The following is a 22,260-nucleotide window of genomic DNA, read 5'->3' as shown; positions in this document are numbered from 1 at the left end:
ATGTCGATATCACAGTCTGTGCGCAGCTTGCACACCCACCCCGCCCGACGGGGATGTCGCAGACGGCGGTGACGCGGTAGCCGACCACTACCAGCGAAGAACCCGTCGGCTCACCCGATCCCGAGGTCCGGCCAGCGTACTAGGGTGTCACCCGTGACCGACAGCCAGAACGCCACCGCACCCCAGCCCGATTCCAGTGCGTTACCGCTGGCAGGCGTGCGGGTGCTGGAGTTGGGCAACTACATCGCGGCCCCCACCGCCGGCCGCATCCTCGGCGACTTCGGCGCCGAGGTGATCAAGGTTGAGCGGCCGAAAACCGGCGACGAACTGCGTAATTGGCGGCTCTACGGTGGCGACACCTCGATGCTGTACCGGACGGTCAACCGGAACAAGAAGTCGATCGTGCTGGATCTGCGCACCGAGGCGGGGCGGGCGGTGGTGCTGGAGCTGGTACGGCAGTGCGATGTGCTGCTGGAGAATTTCCGGCCGGGCATGCTGGAGAAGTGGGGGCTGGGGCCGGAGGCGCTCAGCGCGGCCAATCCGGAGCTGGTGATCACCCGGATCTCCGCCTACGGGCAGACCGGGCCGATGGCGCAGCGGGCCGGGTTCGCGGCGGTGGCGGAGGCGGTCGGCGGGCTGCGGGAGCTGGTGGGGGATCCGGATCGGCCACCGGTGCGGGTGGGGGTGTCGATCGGCGATTCGATCGCGGGGATCTACGCGGCGTTCGGGACCGTGATGGCGTTGTTCCAGCGTGGCCGGACCGCCGCGCCGATCCCGTTGCCGCAGCGGATCATCGACGTGGCGCTCAACGAATCCATTCTGTCGGTGATGGAATCGCTGGTGCCGGACTATCTCGCGTACGGGATCCGGCGCGAACGGGTCGGCGGGCGGATGGAGGGCATCGCGCCGAGCAACGCCTATCCGTGCTCCGACGGGCTCAGTGTCATCATCGGCGGCAACGGGGATGCGATCTTCCAGCGCTACATGCAGGTGATCGAGCGGCCGGATCTGGCCGCGGATCCGGAGCTGGCCGACAATGCCGGGCGCTGGCGCAATCGGGAACGGCTGGACGCGAGCATCGCGGAGTGGACGCGCGAGCGCACCCGCGACGAGGCGCTGCGGGTCCTGGAGGCCGCGAGCATCCCGTGCGGGCCGATCTACACCGCCGCCGATATCGTCGAAGACGAACAGTACAAGGCGCGCAACATGATTCAGGATTTCACGGTGGATGTGGGTGCGCCGGAACCGAAGTCGGTCGGATTTCCGGGCATCGTCCCGGTGATCGGCGAGCGGTCGCTGCCGATCCGCAATGTCGGACCCGATCTGGGTGAACACACCCGGGAGGTACTGGCACGGCTGCTGGGTATGTCCGAGGCCGAGATCGACACGCTGACCGGGCCGAACTGACCCGGCGAGGCCGGCCCGGGGATCGGCGGGCCCCCGACGAGCCCGCCGATCCCGGCGCCGGCCGCGCCGGGTCAGCGTTCCGCGGCGGGAGTACCCGCGCGGGCTTCGGCGGAATCCTTTGCGGCGGAGTCCTTCTTGCCACGCGCACCGAGGTCGCTGCGGCGCGGCTCGTCCCCACCGCCGCGGCGGGAGTCACCGCCGCGCCGCTGGCCGCCCCGGCCCGGCACCGCGGCCACCGATTGCTGTTTGCCCGTCTTCGGCGATACCGCGGCGACCAGCAGCCCGTCGTCGTCGGCGTCCACCCGCAGGGTGTCGCCGTCGCCGATCTCGCCGCCGAGCACCAGCCTCGACACCCGGTTCTCCAGTTCCTTCTGCACCGTGCGCTTCAGCGGGCGGGCGCCGAATTCGGGCTGATAGCCGTTGTCCGCCAGCCAGTCCCGGGCCCGATCGGTGACATCCATCCCGATGTCCTGGGCGTGCAGCCGGCGCCGCGGGCCGTCCAGCACCAGATCCACGATGTGCCGCAGTTCGTCCCGGTCCAGCCGGTGGAAGACGATGGTCTCGTCGATGCGGTTGAGGAATTCCGGGCGGAAGTGCCCGCGCAGCCGCTCCATCAGCTTCGGCAGCAGCGAATCAAGGTCTCCCGCAGGTGCTTTCAGGATCATGTCGGAGCCGATGTTGCTGGTCATGATGACGATGGTGTTCTTGAAGTCGACGGTGCGGCCCTTGGCGTCGGTGACCCGGCCGTCGTCGAGCAGTTGCAGCAGCACGTTGAACACGTCCGGGTGCGCCTTCTCCACCTCGTCGAACAGGATCACCGAATACGGCTGGCGGCGAACGCGATCGGTGAGCTGGGCGGCGTCGTCGTAACCGATGTATCCGGGCGGGGCGCCGACCAGCCGGGATACCGTGTGCTTCTCCTGGAATTCGCTCATGTCGAAGCGGATCATCCGGTCCTCGTCGCCGAACACCGCCTCCGCCAGCGCTTTCGCGAGTTCGGTCTTGCCGACGCCGGTGGGCCCGAGGAACAGGAACGAGCCGATCGGCCGGTTCGGGTCCTTCATCCCGGAACGGGCGCGCCGGACCGCCTCGGCGACGGCCACGATCGCCTCGTCCTGGCCGATCACCCGGCGGTGCAACACTTCCTCCAGGCGCAGTAGTCGTTCCCGTTCCTCCACGGTGAGTTCGGCGACCGGGATGCCGGTCTGCCGGGAGATCACCTCGGCCACATCCTCGACCGTCACCGTCGGCGATTCCGCGTTCTCGAGGTGGTCGACGCGGTCCTCCGCCGTGGTGATCTCGGCCTTCAGTTCGTCGGCGCGGGTGTAGTCCTCGCCTGCGACCGCGGCGTCCTTCTCGCGCCGCAGCCGGGCCAGTTCCTCCTCGGCCTCGCGCAGATCCGGTTCGGGCATGCGGGTGCGCAGCCGCACCCGGGCCCCGGCCTGGTCGACCAGGTCGATCGCCTTGTCGGGCATGAACCGGTCGGTGATGTAGCGGTCGGACAGTTCGGCGGCGGCGATCAGCGCCTCGTCCTCGTAGCGAACCTGGTGATGCTCCTCGTACACGTCGACCAGGCCGCGCAGGATCTCGATGGTGTCGCCCACCGACGGCTCGGACACCATCACCGGTTGGAACCGGCGTTCCAGCGCGGCGTCCTTCTCGATGTACTTGCGGTATTCGTCGATGGTGGTGGCGCCGATCGCGTGCAGTTCACCGCGGGCCAGCGCGGGCTTCAGCAGATTTCCGGCGTCCATCGAGCCCTCACCGCCGGATCCGGCGCCGACGATGGTGTGCAACTCGTCGATGAAGATCACCAGTTCGTCCGAGTGCTCGCGCACCTCGTCCAGCACCTTGGTGAGCCGCTCCTCGAATTCGCCGCGATATTTGCTGCCCGCCACCAGCGAGCCGACATCGAGGGCGACCACGCGCCGGTCGGCGAGGGTGCTGGGGACGTCGCCGTTGACGATGCGCTGCGCCAGGCCCTCCACGATCGCGGTCTTGCCGACGCCCGGGTCACCGATCAGCACCGGGTTGTTCTTGCGGCGCCGGGACAGGATCTCCACGGTCTGCTCGATCTCCTGAGCCCGGCCGACCACCGGGTCGACCTTGCCGGCGCGGGCTTCGGCGGTGAGGTCGCGGCCGTATTCGTCCAGGGTCGGGGTGTCGCTGGGTTTGCGCTGCCCCTCCGTGACCGGCAGTTTGGCCCCGGCCAGCGCCTGCGCGGCGGGCGTCTCCGGATTCTCGGCGAATCCGACCAGCAGATGTTCCGGCCCGATATAGCTGCTGCCCGCCTCGGCGGCGCTGCGCTGCGCGTTGCGCAGGGCGAGTTTCGCGGCGGGGCTGAGCACCACCCCGCCCTCGGCGGTGGTCGCCGTGGCCTGACCGCTGCCGGCGGCGCTGCGCATCTGCGCACCCACCTTGTCCGGATCCAGATCGAGCCGGGAGATGACGCTGCGCGACGGCTGGATCTGGGTGGCCGCGTACAGCAGATGCTCGGGAGTGATCTCCGCGTTACCCCATTCCGTGGCCGCGTCGCGGGCCTTGGCGACGACCGCCTTCGCGTTGTCGCTGAGCAGGCGGCCGACGTCGATGCGCTGCACCGGGGGCTGCGCGGACATCCCCGGTCCGAAGAACCGGCTGAAGATGTCGTCGAACGATCCGAAGGATCCCGGCCATGCTGCGGTCATGTCCACCTCGTCAGGTCGTCGGCGGCTGATCCGGCACACACGCGGAAATGCCGGAACCACGGAAAGTGGCGAATCTCCAGCTATCTCTGACACCGTACTCTCGCCCCCACCTGCCGCGCCTGCGATCGTGATCCAACCGCGACCTCGGCCGACGGCCGGCGGCGACGGCGGCGCGCGTCATTCCCACCACTTGATCTTTCTCCGGTGCCACACTCGAAAGTCGTTGGACACGAACCACAGTGCGGTGCCCGGAAAGCGGGGATCCGAGTGGAGGAGGATCCGTGACCACAGCACCGCCGACCGGACCGGCGCCCGAATCCACCCGGCCGTATCCTGCCCGGCGCCGGCCGAAGGGCGCCTACATCTGGGACGTGATCACCACCACCGATCCCAAGCTGCTCGGCGTGATGTACATCGTCACCTCGATCGCGTTCTTCCTGATCGGCGGCCTGATGGCGCTGCTGATGCGCACCGAGCTGGCCCGGCCCGGATTGCAGTTCCTGTCACCGGAGCAGTTCAACCAGCTGTTCACCATGCACGGCACGATCATGCTGCTGTTCTATGCGACGCCGATCGTGTTCGGATTCGCCAATTGTGTGCTGCCGTTGCAGATCGGCGCCCCCGATGTGGCCTTCCCGCGGCTCAATGCGCTGAGTTACTGGCTGTACCTGTTCGGCGCGGCGATCGCGACGGCGGGCTTCGTCTCCCCCGGCGGCGCCGCCGATTTCGGCTGGACCGCCTACACGCCGCTCAGCGAGGCCGCACACTCCCCCGGGGTCGGCGCGGATCTGTGGATCATGGGCGTCGCGGTGTCCGGCGTCGGCACCATCCTGGGCGGGGTGAATATGCTCACCACCGTGGTCTGCCTGCGCTGCCCCGGCATGACGCTGTTCCGGATGCCGATCTTCACCTGGAATATCGCGGTCACCAGTGTGCTTGTGCTGCTTGCCTTCCCAATCCTCACCGCGGCGCTGATGGCGCTGGCCGTCGACCGGCACCTGGGCGGGCACATCTACGATCCCGCCACCGGCGGGACATTGCTGTTCCAGCATCTGTTCTGGTATTTCGGGCATCCCGAGGTGTACATCGTCGCGTTGCCGTTCTTCGGGATCATCACCGAGATCCTGCCGGTGTTCAGCCGCAAACCGCTGTTCGGTTACACCACACTGGTATACGCGACGCTGGCCATCGCGGCGCTGTCGATCGCGGTCTGGGCCCACCACATGTATGCGACGGGAGCCGTTCTGCTGCCGTACTTCTCGTTCATGACGTTCCTGATCGCGGTGCCCACCGGCGTGAAGTTCTTCAACTGGATCGGCACCATGTGGCGCGGCACGCTCACCTTCGAGACGCCGATGCTGTGGGCCCTGGGCTTCATCGTGACCTTCCTGTTCGGCGGCCTGTCCGGGGTGATCCTGGCCAGCCCGCCGATCGATTTCCACGTCTCCGACACGTATTTCGTGGTCGCCCACTTCCACTACGTGCTGTTCGGCACCATCGTGTTCGCCACCTTCGGCGGCATCTACTTCTGGTTCCCGAAGATGACCGGCCGCTACCTCGACGAACGTCTGGGCCGGGTCCACTTCTGGACCACCTTCCTCGGCTTCCACACCACCTTCCTGGTGCAGCACTGGCTCGGGGCCGAGGGCATGCCCCGCCGCTACGCGGACTACCTGCCCTCGGACGGATTCACCACGCTCAACACGATTTCCACCATCGGCTCCTTCATCCTGGGCCTGTCGATGATCACTTTCGTCTGGAACGTCTTCAAGAGCTACCGCTACGGCGAACTCGCCACCGCCGACGACCCCTGGGGCTACGGCAACTCCCTGGAATGGGCCACCACCTGCCCACCACCCCGCCACAACTTCTACGAACTGCCCCGAATCCGTTCCGAGCGACCGGCATTCGAGCTGCATTACCCGCACATGGTGGCGCGGATGCGATCCGAGGCGCATGCGGGCTGGGGTACGCCGCACCCGAGCCCCGCCGGGTCCACCGCCGTCGCGGAAGTCGCAGCGGAGGGTGCGGAACCCACGGTGTGACAGGAATCAGCGCCACTCAGCCCCGGCCGAGCAGGGTGCCGCCGTTGATCTGGAGGATCTGACCGGTGGTCCAGGCCGCCTCGGCCGAGGCGAGATGCGCGACGCCCGCGGCGATTTCCTCCGGCGTACCGGCCCGGCCGAGCGGGATCTGCGCGATCCGATCGGCCGCCAGCTCCGGAGTGAGCCGCTCGGACCAGAATTCGGTGTCGGGCACGAAGCCGGGAGCGACCACATTGACCGTGATGCCCTCCGGCGCGAGCCGCTGCGCCAGCCCCAGCGCCCAACCGTGCAGCGCGGCCTTCGCCGCGCCGTAGGCGCCCGCACCCCGCAGCGCGGCAATCGAACTGATCGAGACGATCCGGCCCCCGGACCGGGTGACATGCGGCAGCAAGGCCTCGGTGAGCAGCACAGCGGTCACGACATTCAACCGGTAGGACTCGAGATATGCCTCGGCGATCGCGCCGAGATCACCCTGCCCGGCCGCCGGATTGCCCCCAGCATTGTTGATCACCACGTCGATACCGTGGCCGGACGCGGTGATTCGCTCGACTACCGCCCGAACCTCCTCGGGTACGGTCAGATCCGCGACCGCAATGTCGACACGATCGGCCCCGATCTCGGTATTGATCCGCGCCGCAGCGGCTTCCAGTACCGCAATACGGCGGCCGACGATGACGACCTCGTCGCCGTCGGAAGCCAGCCGGCGGGCCACCGCCTTACCGATACCGGTACCACCGCCGCTGACCACCGCACGCCGCGCCATCGTCTCTCCCACTCTCCACCGATCGTGAACCGGACGAATCTACGCCACCACACCGGGATCGGACGAGGGTAGGACGCCGGCAGATCGAAATCCCGCCCGCGCGGAGGCAACCTCGAGCAGCGGTCAGGTGATATCGAGTGCCACTGCTGCCCTGGACCCAACTCGCCGAGAGGCCATGCTCGGCCTTCAGCCCGACGCTGGTGTAGCCGGCTTCGAATTGCGGGTGCCGCAGCCAGGCCGGCGCCGAACGGCGCGCGCACGGTCGTCTCGTCCCCGTCGAGCAAGCCGTCGTAGACATTGTCGAAAGCGGGCCGACAGGCTGGTGACCCGACGTTTTCGATCTTGAAAGCGAGCCTGGCATTCCCCGGTTTCCGCCGAGCCGGTCACCGTGGCCGCGATCCCGTGGAAAACATCACCTCGTAGGCTCACCCCATGTCGGGTATCGCGGCGGCCGAGCGGGCCGAGGTGGCGGCGGCGTGCCGGGAACTGGCAGCGGCGGGGTTGTTGATCGGGACCGCCGGGAATGTGAGTGTGCGGGCCGGGGAGCTGGTGGCGGTGACCGCGACCGGGACGGTGCTCGGTGAGATGACCGCGGAGGAAGTCACCGTGGTCGATCCGGACGGGACGGTGGTGTCGGGCCGGCTGGCGCCCACCTCCGAACTGGAGCTGCATCTCGGGGTGTACCGCGAATTCCCGGTGGGCGCGATCGTGCACACCCATGCGCCGCACTCGATCGCGGTGGGTTTGGTGTGCGACGAGTTACCGGTGATCCACTACCAGCAACTGCCGCTGGGCGGCGCCACTCCCGTGGTCCCGTTCTTCCCGTTCGGCACCCCGGAATTGGCTGCCGCCGTTCGTGATTCGCTGGTGGACCGGAGCGCGGCCCTGCTGTCCAACCACGGTGCCGTCACCGTCGGCGCCACCCTGCGCCAAGCGGTGGAACACACCGAGTTGCTGGAATGGGCCTGCGGGATCTACCTCGACGCCCACGCGATCGGGACACCACGAGCACTGTCGGCCGCACAACAGGACGCCGTGCGCGCGGTGATCGCGCGGACGGCATACGGCACCACGAAACCCGTGTAGGCCCGCACCGCGACCATCCGGCCACCGTCGACCAACCCGGGAACCCCCGGAAATACCCATTCACCTGCACCGATACGCACCACCGAAATGTGTCGTACCCCTCTGGCACACTCATGACCATCGGACGCCGATCAGGTTGCACCACAAAGTAATCAGCAACCACACGAAAGGCGTGTTCACATGTCCGAGCTGTACTCGACGTCCGATGCCGATGACCGGCTGGCCACCGTGGCCGACCGGCACCGGGAGCTGCTGCGTGGCCCCGTCTCGGAATATCGGGAACGGGTGGCACAGCGGGCTCGGTACTTCGGCCAGGCCGGGCCGATCCTGATCGAGCAGGCAGAGCGGCATATCGCCACTCTGATGATCGATCCGGAACGAGACCGGAACCTGGACGTGGACGCCTACCGGGCCATGCGCGACGGACTGCCCATGCGGTACGACACGCAGTCGCGTGTCTTTGTCGCGCAACGGGGCAAGTTCGAGGTGGCGATCCGCCCGGACGGCCCGGAGCGGCGCCTGGGCATCATCGCCCGGCTGGCCGCCGCCGGTGTCGATCTGGACCAGATCCTCACCGTCGCCGCGGTGGTCGCCACCCACCCCGGCGACCCGGGCGCGCCGATCGGCGAGCACGCCCGGACCGGGAGCGGTGAACACCTCGCCCCGGGCTGCACCCGAGCGGTCACACCCCGCTGAACGCCGATCCCCCGCCGAGCGGCCGGTGCCTCGCACCGGCCGCTCGCATCGCAGGAAATGTCCCGTTCATTTCGGCCGATGCCTCGTCCTGCGGTAATCTTCGACCGCCTTCCGGGCTCAGCCATATGCCGTCGCCACCCTGGACGGCATCCAGTCGGCCCCGCTGCGCAGCTTGGCGCAGCGCGGCAAGCGAAAATTCCGAGTCGGCAAGCGAAGCCAACGGAACCATCCGGGCCGGGCCTGCCACATTCGGCACGATGAAGCGGACGAGATTGTCGTACATCGCGCGCGCGATCAATTCTCCCAGCGCACCGTAGTCGGCGATGTCCGCTCTCTGAAGTGCCGCCAGATAGGCGTTCCGTTGACGTTTGAAGATGACCACAGGAGGATAACCGAGCCGGACGAGCACCAAGTTCAGTACAAGGCGACCGGTTCGGCCGTTACCATCGAGAAACGGATGGATGCACTCGAATCGATTGTGTATTCGCGCCAATTCCTGAGGTAGCGGCGCAGGCGGCAAGGCACCGGTGCCGATAGCCTCCCCCAGTCGACAGACATCCTCGACCCACTGCTGAATTTGTTCCGGCACCAGCGGCCAACTGGGGGGTTTCATACCCGCCGAGAACGGATGGATGTCGTGCTCCCGGATACTTCCGGGCTGTTCCCGCTCGGTCGCCTCGGGGTGTGGCGCCACATCCCACACCGGAGTCATGGCCATGTGATGGATCCGCCGAATCTCGGTGATCGTGATCAGATGACCGTCGTGCCACTCGTCAGGCTCCAGCGCCTGGCGATACACCCACTTCGCAGCGTCGGCGTACCCCCGAACCTCGTTGTATTCCGCCAGCGGCTTCGATCCCACGGCGCGCCCCTCATCGAGAAGCGCCTGCACCTCCCGCATTACGAGCGTGTTGCCTTCGAGCGCCGTCGAATGGTGGGCTTCCAGATGCCAGATGTCATCCCAGATCGACTGTGCCTCTTTGGGATTCGGTAGTCCACCGAAGCGCTCGTTCAGCTCGGACAACGCCTCGTCGAGTCGGCGGTACACCGGACAACAGGACGCCGTGCGCGCGGTGATCGCGCGGACCGCTTACGGCACAACGAAACTCGCGCAAGCCCCGGCCGAATGATCGTTCCGACAGCCCGGCCCGCCACGTGGGGCGGGCCTCCAGTGGGACCGGGGCCGTACTGCGCGGCAGAAATACTCCGATGGTTCGGTCTGGGGTATCGAGAACTGCGGCGGGCTCGAACAGCGTGTGCTGCTCGGCTACTCCTGACCGAGGATGAGCAGCCTGGGTGCCCGTGAAGCGCGGGCACCCAGGTGTTCGGTGAGACCGGGCTACATTCGTTCGCCCCGGCACGATGCAAAGGAACACTGCGTTGATCACCAAGATTCAGATCGTCGCCGAAGTGAGTGGTCCCGGCTCCGACAGTCACTTCCTGCGACTGACCGAGGACGTGCCGAATCCTCCTACTCTGGCCAACCTCACCAACGAGTTCGGTGTCAGCGGCAGTGCGGACATGGAGATCGAGTGGTACGACGGCTTCGGGCTGAAGCAGCGGTTCTCGCTGTCTCCCTTCGCCGGACTGGATCCGGATACCTACATCAAAATCACGTTCCTCAGCGCGCCGGCTGAACGGGAATTCCCCGATCTCGAGCCGGGTGCGGTGCTACTGAAGGAATATCTGGTCGCTGATCCCATGAACGAAGCCTGAGCCGCGGCATCGTCTCCGAGAGGGCTGCTCGCTCGCTCAGTCCTCCTGCGGCTCCACCACCGGCACCGCTTCCGACACCGGCCCCAACCTCCGGTGGACCCAATACTGCTGCGCGAAGGTCCAGGTGTTGCTGGTGGCGAAGTAGATCAGGATGCCGATCGGCATCACCAGGCCGGCGACGATGGTGCCGAGCGGGAACAGCCACAGCGTCATCCAGGTGATCAGGCGAGTTTGGGGGGTGGTGGTCAGCTGGCGGGTGGCGGCGGCGCGGGCGGTGGAGTGGGTGGCGAAGGCGGCTATCGCTATGAGGGGCAGGGCGACTGCGGCGAGGGCGCCGAAGGTGCCGGTGGAGATGGCCAGGGTTGCGGTGAGGGGGGCGGAGAGGATCTTCGCGTGCAGGAAGGATTGCACCTGGTCGGCGGAGAAGACGTAGTTCGCGGTGATCGGGGCCGGGGCCGAGCGGGCGGTGGTGCCGAACAGCAGGTTGGTCATCGGGCCGGTGCGGTCGAAGGAGCGCAGGACGTGGTAGAGGCCCAGGAAGATCAGGAGTTGCACCAGCATGGGGGTGAAGGCGCGGAGCACGCTGAACTCGTGTTGTTGCTGGAGTTTCCGGACCTCGGCGGTCAGACGTTCGCGGTCGTCGGCGAATTCGGCCTGCAACCGCTTCATCTGCGGTTGCATGATCGCCATCGTGCGGGAGAACTTCACCTGGGCGAGGAACGGGCGGTAGAGGGCGGCGCGCAGGGTGACGACCAGGGCGATGATCGCCAGCGCCCAGGACAGCCCGCTGGCGGCGCCGAACAAGGCGGCGAAGGCGGTGTGCCACAACCACAGGACGGCGGACACCGGATAGTAGACGAAATCGAGCATGGGACGACACCTCGTCGGGGAAGCACCCGGGCGGCGGGTGAGAAGTGAACGGGGGCAGCGGGTTCGCCGATCACGTCACGCGGACGTGCTCAGCCTTCGCGGCCCGGCGCCCGGGGTCGCGCGCGACCTGCGGTGTCCGGATTGCTCTGTCGTAGAAAGGATCCGCGGCGGCGGCGCTGCGCCGACCCCGGCGGACCGGTGCACACTGCCACCGGTAGCGGGGTCATACGGTGCGGTTGTGCGGCGGCGACGGCCAGTGCGAGCAGGGCCGCGGCGCTCATCGCGAGCAAGGCGTTCGGCTCGCTGGCGGGCAACAGGACGGCCGCCCAGCCGGATACGATCATCGCGCAGAGCATCAGCGCCGCCGATCGGATCCGGGTCATCATGGGGTCGAGCGTACTCGCCCGCTGCGCACGGCCGTCCGCGTGAACCGTTCGACACGCCACAGCGCCGGAATCGTCCGGTAATCGATTGGGCGATAGCCGAACTCCGGGCCGGCGACGGCCGGGCTCGGCTCGGCCGCCGGTCGCCTCGGGGGCGAGTTCCGGCCGGTCGCACTCGATCACCGGCAGCTGCCCCGGGCCCGGTTCACTGCTTGGGCAGCGCCCCCGCCATCCCACCCACGTCGGTGACCTTCCATCCGCTGCCGGGATCCACGTTCACCGTGTAGGTGACGGTGGTCTGAGCGCCGTCGGGGGTCTGGGCGCTGGTGGAGGTGACGTTGAGGAATACGTCGACCCTGTAGACGCCGTTGTCCTTGCTGATCACCGTGGAGGCGATCGGGGTGGCGCTGGAGGTCCACTGCAACGGGACCAGGATCTGTTGCAGTTTGGGGCCGGTGGCGTCGAACTTGGTGGACAGCTGTGGGCTGGTGTTGGCCTTCAGCTTGCCGATCCAGGTGTTCACGTCCTGGTAGTTGATGGTGGACGCCCCGACCGCGTAGTCGGTGGCGACCTGTTCGGCGTGCTGGTCGGCCGCTTGGGCGGCGTCGCGGTCGTGCAGGTGCCCGCGGGCGGACAGCCACAGTCCGCCGAAGGTCACCGACACCGCCACCAGCGCTACCACGACGACGGCGGTCAGCACGGTCGACAGGCGCAGCGATACCGTGCGCGGAGCGCCGACAGCCGGGCTTTCCGAAACGGAGGACTCGACGGTCCCCGCCGCGTCGACTGCCCGCTCCGGTTCGGTTCCCATGTCGTCCGACATCGGAGTCCTCCAGTTCTATTTGACGGTGACCCGCAGCCGCACGGCGCCGTCGGGGGTGACGTCGTCGAGTGCCTGCGTGATCAGGGCGGAAATATCCAGGTTCGGGGCGGCGGTGGTCGCGGCGTCGGCCAGTGGTTGCAGCGCCGGGGTCAGGGATTTCAGCTCGGGGCCGAGTTGGTGCAGCGCGTCGGTCAGCTTGCCGAGGAACGGGACCAGGCCGCTGCCGCCGGTGTAGGTCTGCGGCGGCTGGGCGTCGACCAGGCGGCCGACGGCGGCGACCAGATCGTCCAGAGTCCGGGTGAAGTGCACGAAGGCGGGGGCCGCGGCACTGGTCGCCGGTCCCGCCCAGTCGATGTCGGCCGCGGCGGCCTGGAAACTGTTGAGCAGATCGCCGATTCGCGGGCTGCGGCTCATGATGGCGGCGGCCAGCAGATCACCGGAGCGGGCCAGGTTCGGGATGGCGGCGTCGGTGCCGGTGAGCGCCTGGCCGGCGGTGCCGACCAGGGAGCCGACCACGGCCGGATCCAGCTGGTCGATCGTCTTCGCGACCAGCCGCGCCACCGCCGGAATCGACAGCGGCATACGGACGTTCGCGGTCTCGAGGCGCTGCCCGTCGCGCAGGTACGGCCCGGCGCCGGTGCGGGAACGGAATTCCACGTAGGGCTCGCCGAGGGCGGACAGGTGCTCGATGGTGACGGTGCTGTCGGTGGGGACGTGGCGGTCGGCGGCGATCCGGAGGCCGACCTCCACCCCGGCGGCGGTGTGCCGGACGGTGGTGATCCGGCCGACCTCGATGCCGGTGAGCAGCACCGGCGAACCGGCGCCCAGCCCACCGGAATCGGTGAGCACCATGGTGGCGCGGGTGTAGTCGGCGAACGGATCGGCGCGCACCACACCGAAGGTCAGATAGCTCGCGCCGACGACGGTGATCGCGGCGATGCCGCCGAGGGAGGCGAGGGTGCCGGGCTTGATCATCGCACCACCCCGATCATGCGCAGTGTGGCGACCATGCCGTCGGTCTGGTCCTGTGTCGAGACCGCGGCCGCGTCATCGGTGCGGATACCGGTGACGTTCACCTTCGGTCCGTGCTCGACGAAGGGAATGACCCTGTCGCGCAACAACTCCAGCAGTGCTTGCAGATTCGACGGGCGGCTCAGGTCCAGCGGCCGCGCACCGGCCACCAGCGGCACGAACGCCTGCACGGCCCCGTCGGCGCTGCCCAGCAGCGGACCCAGCCAGGCCAGCGAGGCGCCGACCGGCCCCAGGGCGCCGAAGATTCCGGCGACGCCGACCACCGAGGCGGCGATGCCGTTCAGCTCGTCCACCGAACGCTGACTGAGGATGTCGTCCAGCTGGGGCCGGATGTCGTGCAGCACTTCGGCATTCGAGGCGATGCCGTTCAACAGCGCGTCGACCTGATCGAGATGGGCCGCCAGATCCACCGCGTCGCCGCCGAGGGTGCGCGAGATGCGCGCGGTGTCGGCGGGGTCGCGCGGCAGCACGGCGTTCAGCTTGCCGATGATGTCCTGCAACTGGGACACCGCGCCGCCCTGGGTGAAGGTGGCGACAGCCGCCATCGTGTCCTCCAGTTGCACAGGCGGTTTGGTGTGTTCCAGCGGGATGGTGCCGCCGTCGGCCAGCAGCGCGCCGAAGCCGTCGGTGGGGGTGGTGAGGGCCACGTGGATGTCGCCGAGCACCGTGTCCTGCCGCAGCTCCGCGACCGTGTTCACCGGCAGCCGGACGGATTTCGAGATGTCGGCGGCGACCACCACGTAGCCGGCGGCGCCGGCGGCCGGCGGTACCACCGACACCGCGGACACCGTGCCGACCTGGGCGCCGTTGGCCATGATCTTCGCCTTGGCGGGCAGATTCAGCGCGCTGCTGAATCGGATGTGTACCCGGTAGGTCGGCCCCGGCACGGTGGTGCCGGGCATCGGGACCGAGGACGGGTCGAAGGCGCAGCCCGCCGCCGGCAGCACCGCCACCAGGCCCAGGGCCGTGGCCGCCACCCAGCGGCGGCCGATCCGGATCCTCATCGCGCACCTGCCGTTGCGAGCACCAGCGGCACCAGATCCACTTTCGCGAGCCCGTCGGCGGCATCGCAGCGGCCCGGCGCGAGAGCGTTCACCACCGCGCACACCTGATCGGCATTCGCCTGCGGGACAGCCACTCTCGGCGGCGCGTAGCCGATCCCGGACGCGCCGGCGGACCGGAACGCCTGAGCCAGAACCGGTGTCATCGTGATGATCTGGGCCAGCGATCCCACATCGGCGCGCAGGAACTTCACCAGCGGCACGGTGTCGTCGAGGGCCTTCATGATCGGGTCGCCGAACGCGGTGGTCAGGTCGTTGAGCATGGGCAGCACCTGGCGCAGCCCGTCCATGATCTGCGCGCCGGGCGCGAGCAGGTCGGCGGCGGCCTGGTCCAGCACCGGAGCCAGCCGGGTCAGCATGGTGGTCAGATCGCCCCAGTGCCGCTCGACCTGCTGGGCCACCGAGGCGAAGGCGTCGAAAATGCCCGCCAGATGCGCGATGTCGGCATCGGGCGACGACAGCGCACCGCTGAGTTTCTGCACGATCGCGTTGATCTGCGGGCCGGTGCCGGAGGTGGCGTCGTTCAGCGCCGACAAGCCGCGGGCGAGGGCGTCGGGGTGGTCCTGATCCGGCCCGTCCAGCTGGGCCGACAGCTGTGCCAGCGCGGTCAGCGTTTCGGTGATGCTCTTGGGGGTCAACGTCTTGGTGAGACACTGCCCGCGGTTCCAGCGGCCGGTGGTCTGCCCGCCGGTCACCACCGCCAGCTGCCGGGAGGCGACGACGCTGTCGGACAAGGTCGTGGCGCCCGCGTCGGCGTACACGGGTTTGTCCGCGGCGACGGCGAATTCGACCTTCACGGCGCCGTTCTGCGGGGCGATCGAGGTGACCGAGCCGACCGGGATGCCGCGCATCGTCACCTGATTGCCCACGTACAGCCCGATGCTGTCGGGCATGATCGCGCAGTACGACTCGGTGCGTTTCACCGGCTGGAAGATCACCAGATAGCCGACGACGACGAGCGCGACCAGCGCGACCGCCCCCACGATCGACATGAAGGCCCGGGAGCCGAGCATCCGGTGCAGTGATGCGGCGGCCATCAGCAGTCCTTCCCCGGCACCGGCACACAGACGCCGGGCAGCGCCGCGAGCGGATCGGCCCCGGCGGGCGGGGTCACCGTGCGGCCGGACTGGTCGACGGTGACGCCACCGGGAATCGCCCACTGCCGCAACGTGTCCTGGAGACCCGCCACGGTGCCGATCACCGGTTCCAGTTGCCCGCCGAGCTGTTCCAGCCGCGGCAGTGCGTCGGTGAGCCGTCGCAGATCCGGTTTCAACGTCGAATTCCAGGCCGGGGCGAGCGCGGCCAGCCGGTCGATCAGCGCTTGCAGCAGCCGGATGCCCTCGCGCAGTTCGCCGCGCTTGTCCTCGAGCACGGTCTCCAGCAGGTTGACGCTGTCCATCAACCGGCCCAGATCGGTTTTGGCGCCGTCGTACATGGTGACGTACTCGTCGGCGACCTCGAGGGCGTTCGACACCTGGGTGCGCTGCCGGTTCAGCGCGTCGACATAGGTGTTCAGCGTGTCCAGCGTGGTCCGCAGCGCGTCCGGCGCCTGCTGGATCGAGGAGTCCAGCGCGGACAGATTGCGCCGCAGGGTGTTCCCGTCGATGGTCTGCAACGGCCGGATCGCGTCCTGGAAGGTCTGGGTGAGGCTGTACGGCAGCCGTACCCGCTCCAGCGGAATCGCCTTGCCGCCCAGCGGTTTACCCCCGGAGGGGAACAACGCCACGTAGTGGCCGCCGACCACGGTGAGCATCCGCACATCCAGCGACGATTCGTCGCCCACGAACACCCACGAGTCGACGGTGAACCGCATGACCACCCGATCCGGTTTCAGCTCCAGCGATTTCACCGCGCCGACCACGATCCCGGCCACCCGGATGTCGTCTCCCGCCTGCACCGACTGCGCCTCGGACAGTTCGGCGGTGTAGGTCTTCTTGCCGAACGGCACCACGTACAGCACGCCCGCCGCGACCGCGCACACCAATACCAGTGCGGCGCCGATCAGGCCGAGCCGCAGCTCCCGGCGCTGCGCGCGGGCCGCCTGCGCGGCCCCGTCGGCATGCCGGCCGGATCCCTTGCGGAACAGGCTCATCCGTTGCATATCGCCACCTGCTGCCCGGCGACCAGCACCTGCACCACCGGCGACCAGCACCTGCACCACCGGCGGCACGTCCGCGGCACCCTTGCGGCACTGCGGTTTCCAGCCCGCCGGCCCGTGCGGGGTGGCCGCGTCGACACCGGCCAGCAGGCCGGGCAGTTTGCCGAACACGTCGACCGCCTCCTGCGGATCGGGGAACACCTTGCGGATCAACGCGTCCACATCACTGCCGGTGTCCAGGCCGAGCGCGGTGAAGAGACTGTCCAGCGGGCCCAGCACCGACGGCGCGGCCATCGCGAACTGCGCCAGCCCGCCGATGTTGCGCTGCAATCCCTGGAACACGTCGGTGAGCCGGGCCAGCAACGGCACCAGATAGTGCACCCGGCCGCCCACCTTGTCGGACAGGTCGGACATGTTGTGGATCAGGGTGCCGATCACCTGCTGCCGGTCGTCCACGTAGGAGGCGAGCTTCTCGATGGCGTCCAGCGCCGGTCCGACCCCGCTGCCGTCGCCCTCGATCAGCGCGACCATGCTGGCGCTGAACTGGTTGATCTCCTCCGGGGAGATGGTGGCCAGCACCGGCTTCAGCCCGTTGAACATGCTGGTCACGTCGAAGGACGGCACGGTGCGCTCGATACCGACGGTGGTCCCCGCGGCCAGCCGCGCGCCGGGGTGGTCCTGCTGTTGCAGGTCGACATACCGCTGTCCGGTGAGGTTCTGGTAGCGGATCGCCAGCTTCGAGTTGTCGTAGACGGGCGTGTCGGTCTTCAGCGACAGGCGGACCCGGGCCAGCGTGCCGTCCAGCCGCACACCGCCGACCTTGCCGACCTGCACCCCGTACATGCGCACGTCGTCGCCCACCTTCAGCCCGTTGGCGTCGGTGAACAGCGCGTCGTGCGCCTCGGTGGGGCCGGACACCGGCCGCTTGATCGCGGTGAACACCATGGTCAGCACGAGGATCATCACCACCGCGAACAGCACCAGCCGCCACAGCGCCGCGGTCGTCTTCATCGGGCGCCTCCCAGCAGCGGCGCCAGCACCGGAACCCCGCGCACGTCGATCTCGGTGTTCAGCACCGGCCCGTTCGGGGTGTCCGGCAACGCCGCGCCCAGCCGGCGCAGCAGTTCGGCGAGGTCGGCGCCGGATTGCCGCGGCTGCGGCACCATTCGGGCCAGCATCGTCAGGATCGGCGCGAGAGCGTCGGTGGCGCCGGACAATTGCGTTCCGGCCTCCCCGGCGAAGGTCGCCAGCCCGGGCAGCAGCTGCCCGGTGAGCACCGAGACCCCGGCGTCGTAGTCCGGCCGATCCTGTTGCAGCCGTGGGATGTTGCGCAGCAGATCCAGGACCTGGATGGTGGCGCCCGCGAACTGCCCGCCGCCGGCGAAGGCGGGCCCGAGCCGGCCCACCAGCTCCGAGGCCGGCATCCGCTGGTTGTCGGTGATGGTCTGGGCGACGGAGACGATCGCCTGCACCAGCGGAGTGAAGGCCCGCACATCCCCGGAGAGCTGCGAGATCACGGTGGCCAGTTGCGGTGTCAGCAGCGCGTCCCCGGTCCGCGACAGGCCGCGCAGCAGATTGCCCATGGTGGCGTCGTAGACCGCGGCGGACCGGTCGCCGGTCAGGTCCACGACGCCGCCCGCGCGCAGCGGCGCACCACCGGAACCGCGCCGCAGTTCGATCTCGCTGATTCCGAACAGGTTCGCGGGCGCGTAGTCGACCCGCAGACTGTCGTCGATGCCGTGCAGTTGAGAAGGGTCCAGCCGCAAGGTGATTCGCTGGGTGCCGCCGTCGTCGGGGGTGATGCCGGTGACGGTCCCCACCTGCACGCCGTCCACCCGCACCGGGGTCCCGGCCAGCACCCCGTCGCCGATCTGCTCGGTGTGTAGCGCGATGCGCAGCGAATCATCGGTGCGCACATGGCGATACAGGGTCACCGCGGCCGCCACCGCCACCACGACGGCGATCGCGACGGTCCCCACGATCAGCGAGCGGCGCTTGTCGACGGCCACTCCGGGCATTCCGTAACCAGGCATCGCGCTACCCCGTGAACGTGACGGTCGAATCGACACCCCAGAACAGCAGGGTGAGCACCATGTCCAGCGCGATGATCGCCACCGACGACGCCCGCACCGCGCGCCCGGACGCGATCCCCACACCTTCGGGGCCACCGGTGGCGAAGAAGCCGTAGTAGCTGTGGATCAGGATCACGACGGTGGCGAACACGGTGACCTTGAGCACCGCGGCGATCACGTCGAATCCGGACACGAATTGGAAGAAGTAGTGGTCGTAGACCCCCGCGGACTGCCCGTGCACCACGGTGATCAGGCCCCGGCAGGCGAAGTACGACAGGATCAGCCCGATCAGGAAGGTCGGCACGATCGCGATGGCGCCGGAGATGACCCGGGTGGTGACCACGAACGGCACCGAGCGCAACCCCAGGCATTCGATCGCGTCTATTTCCTCGGAGATCCGCATGGAGCCGATCTCGGCGGTGATGCGGCAACCGGCCTGCGCGGCGAATCCGATGGCCGCGATGATCGGGGCCAGTTCCCGGGTGGTGGTGTAGGCGGAGACCAGGCCGGTGACCGGGCCCATACCGAGCAGGTTCAGCAGGGTGAACGATTCCACCGCGACCGAGGCACCCATCACCAGGCCCAGCACGATCATCATCGGCACGGTGCCGCCGCCGACGATGACCGAACCGCGGCCCCAGGTCATATCGGAGATGATGCGCAGCGTCTCGGCGCGATATCGCTGGAGCGTCACCGGAATCGACGACAACACCTGCCACACGAAGGCGAGCACGAAGCCGAGTCCCTCGACGCGCGCCAGGACCAGGCCCCGGCGCCGGTAGAGGCGGCCGGCCCAGGCCAGCCCCTTGGGACGGTAGGCGGAGACGGTCATCTCACACCAGCCTCGTCGGCAGGAACATCTCGACGACCTGGGTGATCCCCAGATTCACCACCACGATCGAGACCACCGACAGCACCACCGCCGCGTTGACCGAGTCGGCCACCCCGCGCGGGCCGCCCTTGGCCTCCAACCCGCGCTGGCAGGCGACGACCACCACGATGAAGCCGAACAGCACCGCCTTCAGCAGCGAGACCCACACGTCGGCGGTGGTGGTGAACGAGCCGAACGTGGCCCAGTAGCTGCCGGGGGTGACGTGCCGGCCGCCCACGGCGACGGCGTACCCGGCGACGATGCCCACGAAGATGATCAGGATGTTGAGCAGCGGCGCGACGAACAGCATCGCCGCCAGCCGCGGGATCACCAGCCGGTGGATCGGGCTGATACCCATGGTGTTCAGCGCGTCGATCTCCTCGCGGATGGTGCGCGCCCCCAGATCCGCGGCGATCGCGGCGGCACCCGCGCCGCCGAGCAGGAAGCCGGTGGCCAGCGGGGCGCCCTGTTTGATCACCCCGAGTCCGCCGGTGGCGCCCAGCAGCGAGTCCGCGCCGAGGGTGTGGATGAGGTTGCCGACCTGGACGGAGACGATGACACCGAACGGAATGGCGATGAGCACGGCCGGAATCGCCGTCACCGTCACCAGCCGCCAGGCTTGCAGCACCGCTTCCCGCCACTGGAAACGCCCGCGCGCGATGTCACCGAGGGCGCCGAACACCGACCCGCGGGCGATGTCGACCGCCCGGCCGAAGGTACGCAGCGACGACAGGATGGTTGCGGAGAAATTTCTGCGGACGATACGCACTGCCGATGCGCTCGAGCGGACCCGAGTCACCGGCGCCATACGCAACTCCGGTGTGCGGGGTGGGTCTCGGGCGTCAAGGCGGAACTCTTTCGTGATCGGCGACACTGCCACCACGAAGCTATCGGTGACCATTGGTAACAGTAAAGTCGATCACGGTGTGAGATACACCTCACAGAATGCCCCCGGAGGCTTCCTGAACTCGCCGGTAACTTACTGGAATTCTGATTCTCTATCAGGTGATATGCCGCTAAATCAAGAGCTGTCAGCTATCAAGATGATCTGCGTCACCCTTCGCGGCCGACCGATATCCGGTTCCCTACCGACCCGTTCGGGCTCGACCGCGGGGCCCGGAGGCCGAGGGCGGCAACCTACGGAGACCCTGCGGGACGAACCGCACCCCGATGCCCGGCCGGATATCGGACACCGATCGACCGAGCCCGGACACCCCCGGCCCCGTAGGTTCACCAAAGATTTGCTGTCACCTTGTGGACCGGATCCGCAGACGGACCCGGATCGGCTCTCCGGGGTGAGCTGCCGAGTGCCGGTAGAACGACTCGCGGCCCCGGCCCCCAGGGTGATCCCGCCCCTCGATTCCGGCGCACCGCACCCGGCCTCTGTTACGATCCGCGCGCGACAGCAGCGCCACTCACCCCGAGGAGTCTCGTGATGGCCGTTCTCGGCACCCTGCTGCGGAACAGGCACGCCGGCGAAGCCCACATGGCCTGGAACCTGCCGAACCTGTCCTGCGACACCGTCTTCGAACTCACCAGCCCCGACTTCACCCACGAGTCGCCGCTGCCGCCCGTGCACGCCGCCGACCGCGTCGGCGGGGCCGATCTGTCCCCCGCCCTGACCTGGGCGCAACCGCCCGGCCGGACGGCTCAACTGCTGCTCGTCGTCGAAGATCCCGACGCCCCGACCCCGCGGCCGTTCGTGCACTGCGTGGCGCTGCTCGAACCGGGGCCCACCGCCCTGCCGCAGGACGCACTGCGCGCGGGCACCGCCGTCCCGGGCGTCCGGGTGCTCCGTTCCGGCATGGGCCGGGGCTATCTCGGCCCGGCGCCGATCAAGGGCCACGGCCCGCACCGCTACGCCTTCCAGATGTTCGCGCTCGCCGACCCGATCACCTCGGTCGGCGGACGGATGCCCGAGGCGGCCAAACCTCGCGCTCTGCTCGCCGCCGCCACGAATCCGCTGGGCCGCGGCCGCATCGACGGTTTCTACGAACGACCCTGACCACCGCCGCCACGAATCAGCATGGTGCGCCGGACAATCCGTCGAGCACGACGGCGAGGTTGCGCTCCCACTGCCGGTCGTCGGCGCGCAGGCCGATGGTGTGCGGATCGGTGGTCACCCCGGCCAGCACGAAAGCCACGTCCGCCCAGTCGATATCGGGTCGCATCGCGCCGGCGGCCTGTGCCCGCTCCACCAATTGCCGCAGCCGCGAACGAATCTCGGACAGCACCCCGTCCAGCCCCGGGAAGCCCGCTCCGCCCAGCGCCTCGTTGACCCCGCAGCTCTCCGCCCGCAATCGCACATAGGCCGTGGCGAATTCGCGAAACCCCTGCCCCGGATCCGGCCGGGTCAGGGCACGGTCGGCGACGGCCAGCGCCTCGGCGAGCACCTCTGCCAGCACCGCCTCCAGCAGGATCTCGCGGGACGGGATCCGGCGATAGAAGGTTCCCTTCCCGACCCCGGCGCGCCGGGCGATCTCCTGCGCGGTGACCTCGACGCCGACCTCGGCCAGCGCGGCTCGCGCGGCCGCGACCAGGCGTTCCAGATTGCGTCGGGCATCGGCGCGCGGGGACCGGTCGGCGTCGTCGGCCAGCAGTCTTTCCACAGCCGTCATCCGCTCAGCCTAGCGAAGTGGACTCGGCGAGT

Annotated in this window: 20 protein-coding genes; 6 read left to right on the top strand and 14 right to left on the bottom strand. The window is 68.6% G+C overall.

Translation table 11 applies throughout. The features are described from left to right. Positions 1-153: 153 nt before the first annotated feature. Positions 154-1,407, top strand: coding sequence for a CaiB/BaiF CoA transferase family protein (locus LBW94_RS06865; protein ID WP_225057355.1), 1,254 nt, complete (start codon positions 154-156; stop codon positions 1,405-1,407). Between the two features lie 71 nt (positions 1,408-1,478). Here the strand turns inward: LBW94_RS06865 and LBW94_RS06860 are convergent, their stop codons facing one another. Continuing rightward, positions 1,479-4,094, bottom strand: coding sequence for an ATP-dependent Clp protease ATP-binding subunit (locus tag LBW94_RS06860; protein WP_323137797.1), 2,616 nt, complete (start codon positions 4,092-4,094; stop codon positions 1,479-1,481). Between the two features lie 281 nt (positions 4,095-4,375). Between LBW94_RS06860 and ctaD the strand changes: the two genes are divergently transcribed. Then, complete coding sequence (ctaD, locus tag LBW94_RS06855; RefSeq protein WP_225057354.1) at positions 4,376-6,139, top strand: cytochrome c oxidase subunit I; 1,764 nt, start codon at positions 4,376-4,378, stop codon at positions 6,137-6,139. 16 nt (positions 6,140-6,155) lie between these two features. Here ctaD and LBW94_RS06850 read toward each other — a convergent pair whose 3' ends face one another. Then, entirely contained in the window at positions 6,156-6,902 is a 747-nt protein-coding gene (locus LBW94_RS06850; protein WP_225057353.1) for an SDR family NAD(P)-dependent oxidoreductase, read from the bottom strand. Between the two features lie 432 nt (positions 6,903-7,334). On the opposite strand from LBW94_RS06850, the gene LBW94_RS06845 reads away from it, so the two are divergent. Both LBW94_RS06845 and LBW94_RS06840 read left to right on the top strand, forming a co-directional pair. After that, positions 7,335-7,988, top strand: a complete 654-nt coding sequence (locus tag LBW94_RS06845; protein WP_225057352.1) for a class II aldolase/adducin family protein — start codon at positions 7,335-7,337, stop codon at positions 7,986-7,988. Positions 7,989-8,168: 180 nt separating this feature from the next. Then, on the top strand, positions 8,169-8,684 hold the full coding sequence (locus LBW94_RS06840; RefSeq protein WP_225057351.1) for a hypothetical protein: 516 nt from the start codon (positions 8,169-8,171) through the stop codon (positions 8,682-8,684). Here LBW94_RS06840 and LBW94_RS06835 read toward each other — a convergent pair. Further along, on the bottom strand, positions 8,671-9,732 hold the full coding sequence (locus LBW94_RS06835) for a Fic family protein (RefSeq protein WP_225057350.1): 1,062 nt from the start codon (positions 9,730-9,732) through the stop codon (positions 8,671-8,673). The two genes, LBW94_RS06840 and LBW94_RS06835, sit on opposite strands and share 14 nt — an antisense overlap. Before the next feature lie 332 nt (positions 9,733-10,064). Here LBW94_RS06835 and LBW94_RS06830 point away from each other — a divergent pair, with 332 nt between their 5' ends. Next, positions 10,065-10,400: a hypothetical protein gene (locus tag LBW94_RS06830; RefSeq protein ID WP_225057349.1), complete on the top strand. Its 336-nt coding sequence runs from the start codon at positions 10,065-10,067 to the stop codon at positions 10,398-10,400. A 36-nt stretch (positions 10,401-10,436) separates the two neighbouring features. Here the strand turns inward: LBW94_RS06830 and yidC are convergent, their stop codons facing one another. The 10 genes from yidC to LBW94_RS06780 form a co-directional block, all read right to left on the bottom strand. Beyond that, a complete protein-coding gene (gene yidC / locus LBW94_RS06825; RefSeq protein ID WP_225057348.1) occupies positions 10,437-11,270 on the bottom strand; it encodes a membrane protein insertase YidC in 834 nt (277 codons plus the stop codon). An 89-nt stretch (positions 11,271-11,359) separates the two neighbouring features. Then, complete coding sequence (locus LBW94_RS06820; RefSeq protein WP_225057347.1) at positions 11,360-11,656, bottom strand: DUF6412 domain-containing protein; 297 nt, start codon at positions 11,654-11,656, stop codon at positions 11,360-11,362. Positions 11,657-11,858: 202 nt separating this feature from the next. Next, the gene (locus tag LBW94_RS06815; protein ID WP_225057346.1) at positions 11,859-12,476 is read right to left on the bottom strand and encodes a hypothetical protein; all 618 of its coding nucleotides are present in this window, start codon (positions 12,474-12,476) and stop codon (positions 11,859-11,861) included. Positions 12,477-12,491: 15 nt separating this feature from the next. Continuing rightward, on the bottom strand, positions 12,492-13,451 hold the full coding sequence (locus LBW94_RS06810; RefSeq protein ID WP_225057345.1) for an MlaD family protein: 960 nt from the start codon (positions 13,449-13,451) through the stop codon (positions 12,492-12,494). After that, positions 13,448-14,512, bottom strand: coding sequence for an MlaD family protein (locus tag LBW94_RS06805; protein WP_225057344.1), 1,065 nt, complete (start codon positions 14,510-14,512; stop codon positions 13,448-13,450). The genes LBW94_RS06810 and LBW94_RS06805 overlap by 4 nt, the downstream gene beginning before the upstream one ends. After that, complete coding sequence (locus LBW94_RS06800) at positions 14,509-15,606, bottom strand: MlaD family protein (protein WP_225057343.1); 1,098 nt, start codon at positions 15,604-15,606, stop codon at positions 14,509-14,511. The genes LBW94_RS06805 and LBW94_RS06800 overlap by 4 nt, the downstream gene beginning before the upstream one ends. Then, a complete protein-coding gene (locus tag LBW94_RS06795; RefSeq protein WP_225057342.1) occupies positions 15,606-17,678 on the bottom strand; it encodes an MCE family protein in 2,073 nt (690 codons plus the stop codon). The genes LBW94_RS06800 and LBW94_RS06795 overlap by 1 nt, the downstream gene beginning before the upstream one ends. Further along, on the bottom strand, positions 17,675-18,700 hold the full coding sequence (locus LBW94_RS06790; protein ID WP_225057341.1) for an MlaD family protein: 1,026 nt from the start codon (positions 18,698-18,700) through the stop codon (positions 17,675-17,677). The genes LBW94_RS06795 and LBW94_RS06790 overlap by 4 nt, the downstream gene beginning before the upstream one ends. A 4-nt stretch (positions 18,701-18,704) precedes the next feature. Beyond that, positions 18,705-19,571, bottom strand: coding sequence for an MlaE family ABC transporter permease (locus LBW94_RS06785; RefSeq protein ID WP_225057340.1), 867 nt, complete (start codon positions 19,569-19,571; stop codon positions 18,705-18,707). A gap of 1 nt (position 19,572) precedes the next feature. Next, positions 19,573-20,418 carry an MlaE family ABC transporter permease gene (locus LBW94_RS06780; RefSeq protein WP_225057339.1) on the bottom strand — a complete coding sequence of 282 codons (846 nt, stop codon included), beginning with the start codon at positions 20,416-20,418 and terminating at the stop codon, positions 19,573-19,575. 627 nt (positions 20,419-21,045) lie between these two features. Between LBW94_RS06780 and LBW94_RS06775 the strand changes: the two genes are divergently transcribed. After that, on the top strand, positions 21,046-21,615 hold the full coding sequence (locus tag LBW94_RS06775; protein ID WP_225057338.1) for a YbhB/YbcL family Raf kinase inhibitor-like protein: 570 nt from the start codon (positions 21,046-21,048) through the stop codon (positions 21,613-21,615). 16 nt (positions 21,616-21,631) lie between these two features. Here the strand turns inward: LBW94_RS06775 and LBW94_RS06770 are convergent, their stop codons facing one another. Next, positions 21,632-22,228, bottom strand: a complete 597-nt coding sequence (locus LBW94_RS06770) for a TetR/AcrR family transcriptional regulator (protein ID WP_225057337.1) — start codon at positions 22,226-22,228, stop codon at positions 21,632-21,634. Positions 22,229-22,260: the final 32 nt, after the last annotated feature.

The sequence above is a fragment of the Nocardia sp. alder85J genome (assembly GCF_020176955.2).
In the GTDB taxonomy this organism is placed as follows: Bacteria; Actinomycetota; Actinomycetes; order Mycobacteriales; family Mycobacteriaceae; genus Nocardia.
Note: the sequence above shows the minus strand (reverse complement) of the source record. Positions and strands in the feature narration are given on the sequence as shown.

What these genes read in the sequence shown, in the direction of transcription:
- LBW94_RS06860 (WP_323137797.1), bottom strand. Translation starts at nt 4,094, where the DNA reads ATGACCGCAGCATGGCCGGGATCCTTCGGATCGTTCGACGACATCTTC.
- LBW94_RS06850 (WP_225057353.1), bottom strand. Translation starts at nt 6,902, where the DNA reads ATGGCGCGGCGTGCGGTGGTCAGCGGCGGTGGTACCGGTATCGGTAAG.
- LBW94_RS06845 (WP_225057352.1), top strand. Translation starts at nt 7,335, where the DNA reads ATGTCGGGTATCGCGGCGGCCGAGCGGGCCGAGGTGGCGGCGGCGTGC.
- LBW94_RS06840 (WP_225057351.1), top strand. Translation starts at nt 8,169, where the DNA reads ATGTCCGAGCTGTACTCGACGTCCGATGCCGATGACCGGCTGGCCACC.
- yidC (WP_225057348.1), bottom strand. Translation starts at nt 11,270, where the DNA reads ATGCTCGATTTCGTCTACTATCCGGTGTCCGCCGTCCTGTGGTTGTGG.
- LBW94_RS06820 (WP_225057347.1), bottom strand. Translation starts at nt 11,656, where the DNA reads ATGATGACCCGGATCCGATCGGCGGCGCTGATGCTCTGCGCGATGATC.
- LBW94_RS06815 (WP_225057346.1), bottom strand. Translation starts at nt 12,476, where the DNA reads ATGTCGGACGACATGGGAACCGAACCGGAGCGGGCAGTCGACGCGGCG.
- LBW94_RS06810 (WP_225057345.1), bottom strand. Translation starts at nt 13,451, where the DNA reads ATGATCAAGCCCGGCACCCTCGCCTCCCTCGGCGGCATCGCCGCGATC.
- LBW94_RS06805 (WP_225057344.1), bottom strand. Translation starts at nt 14,512, where the DNA reads ATGAGGATCCGGATCGGCCGCCGCTGGGTGGCGGCCACGGCCCTGGGC.
- LBW94_RS06800 (WP_225057343.1), bottom strand. Translation starts at nt 15,606, where the DNA reads ATGGCCGCCGCATCACTGCACCGGATGCTCGGCTCCCGGGCCTTCATG.
- LBW94_RS06795 (WP_225057342.1), bottom strand. Translation starts at nt 17,678, where the DNA reads ATGAAGACGACCGCGGCGCTGTGGCGGCTGGTGCTGTTCGCGGTGGTG.
- LBW94_RS06790 (WP_225057341.1), bottom strand. Translation starts at nt 18,700, where the DNA reads ATGCCTGGTTACGGAATGCCCGGAGTGGCCGTCGACAAGCGCCGCTCG.
- LBW94_RS06785 (WP_225057340.1), bottom strand. Translation starts at nt 19,571, where the DNA reads ATGACCGTCTCCGCCTACCGTCCCAAGGGGCTGGCCTGGGCCGGCCGC.
- LBW94_RS06780 (WP_225057339.1), bottom strand. Translation starts at nt 20,418, where the DNA reads ATGGCGCCGGTGACTCGGGTCCGCTCGAGCGCATCGGCAGTGCGTATC.
- LBW94_RS06775 (WP_225057338.1), top strand. Translation starts at nt 21,046, where the DNA reads ATGGCCGTTCTCGGCACCCTGCTGCGGAACAGGCACGCCGGCGAAGCC.
- LBW94_RS06770 (WP_225057337.1), bottom strand. Translation starts at nt 22,228, where the DNA reads ATGACGGCTGTGGAAAGACTGCTGGCCGACGACGCCGACCGGTCCCCG.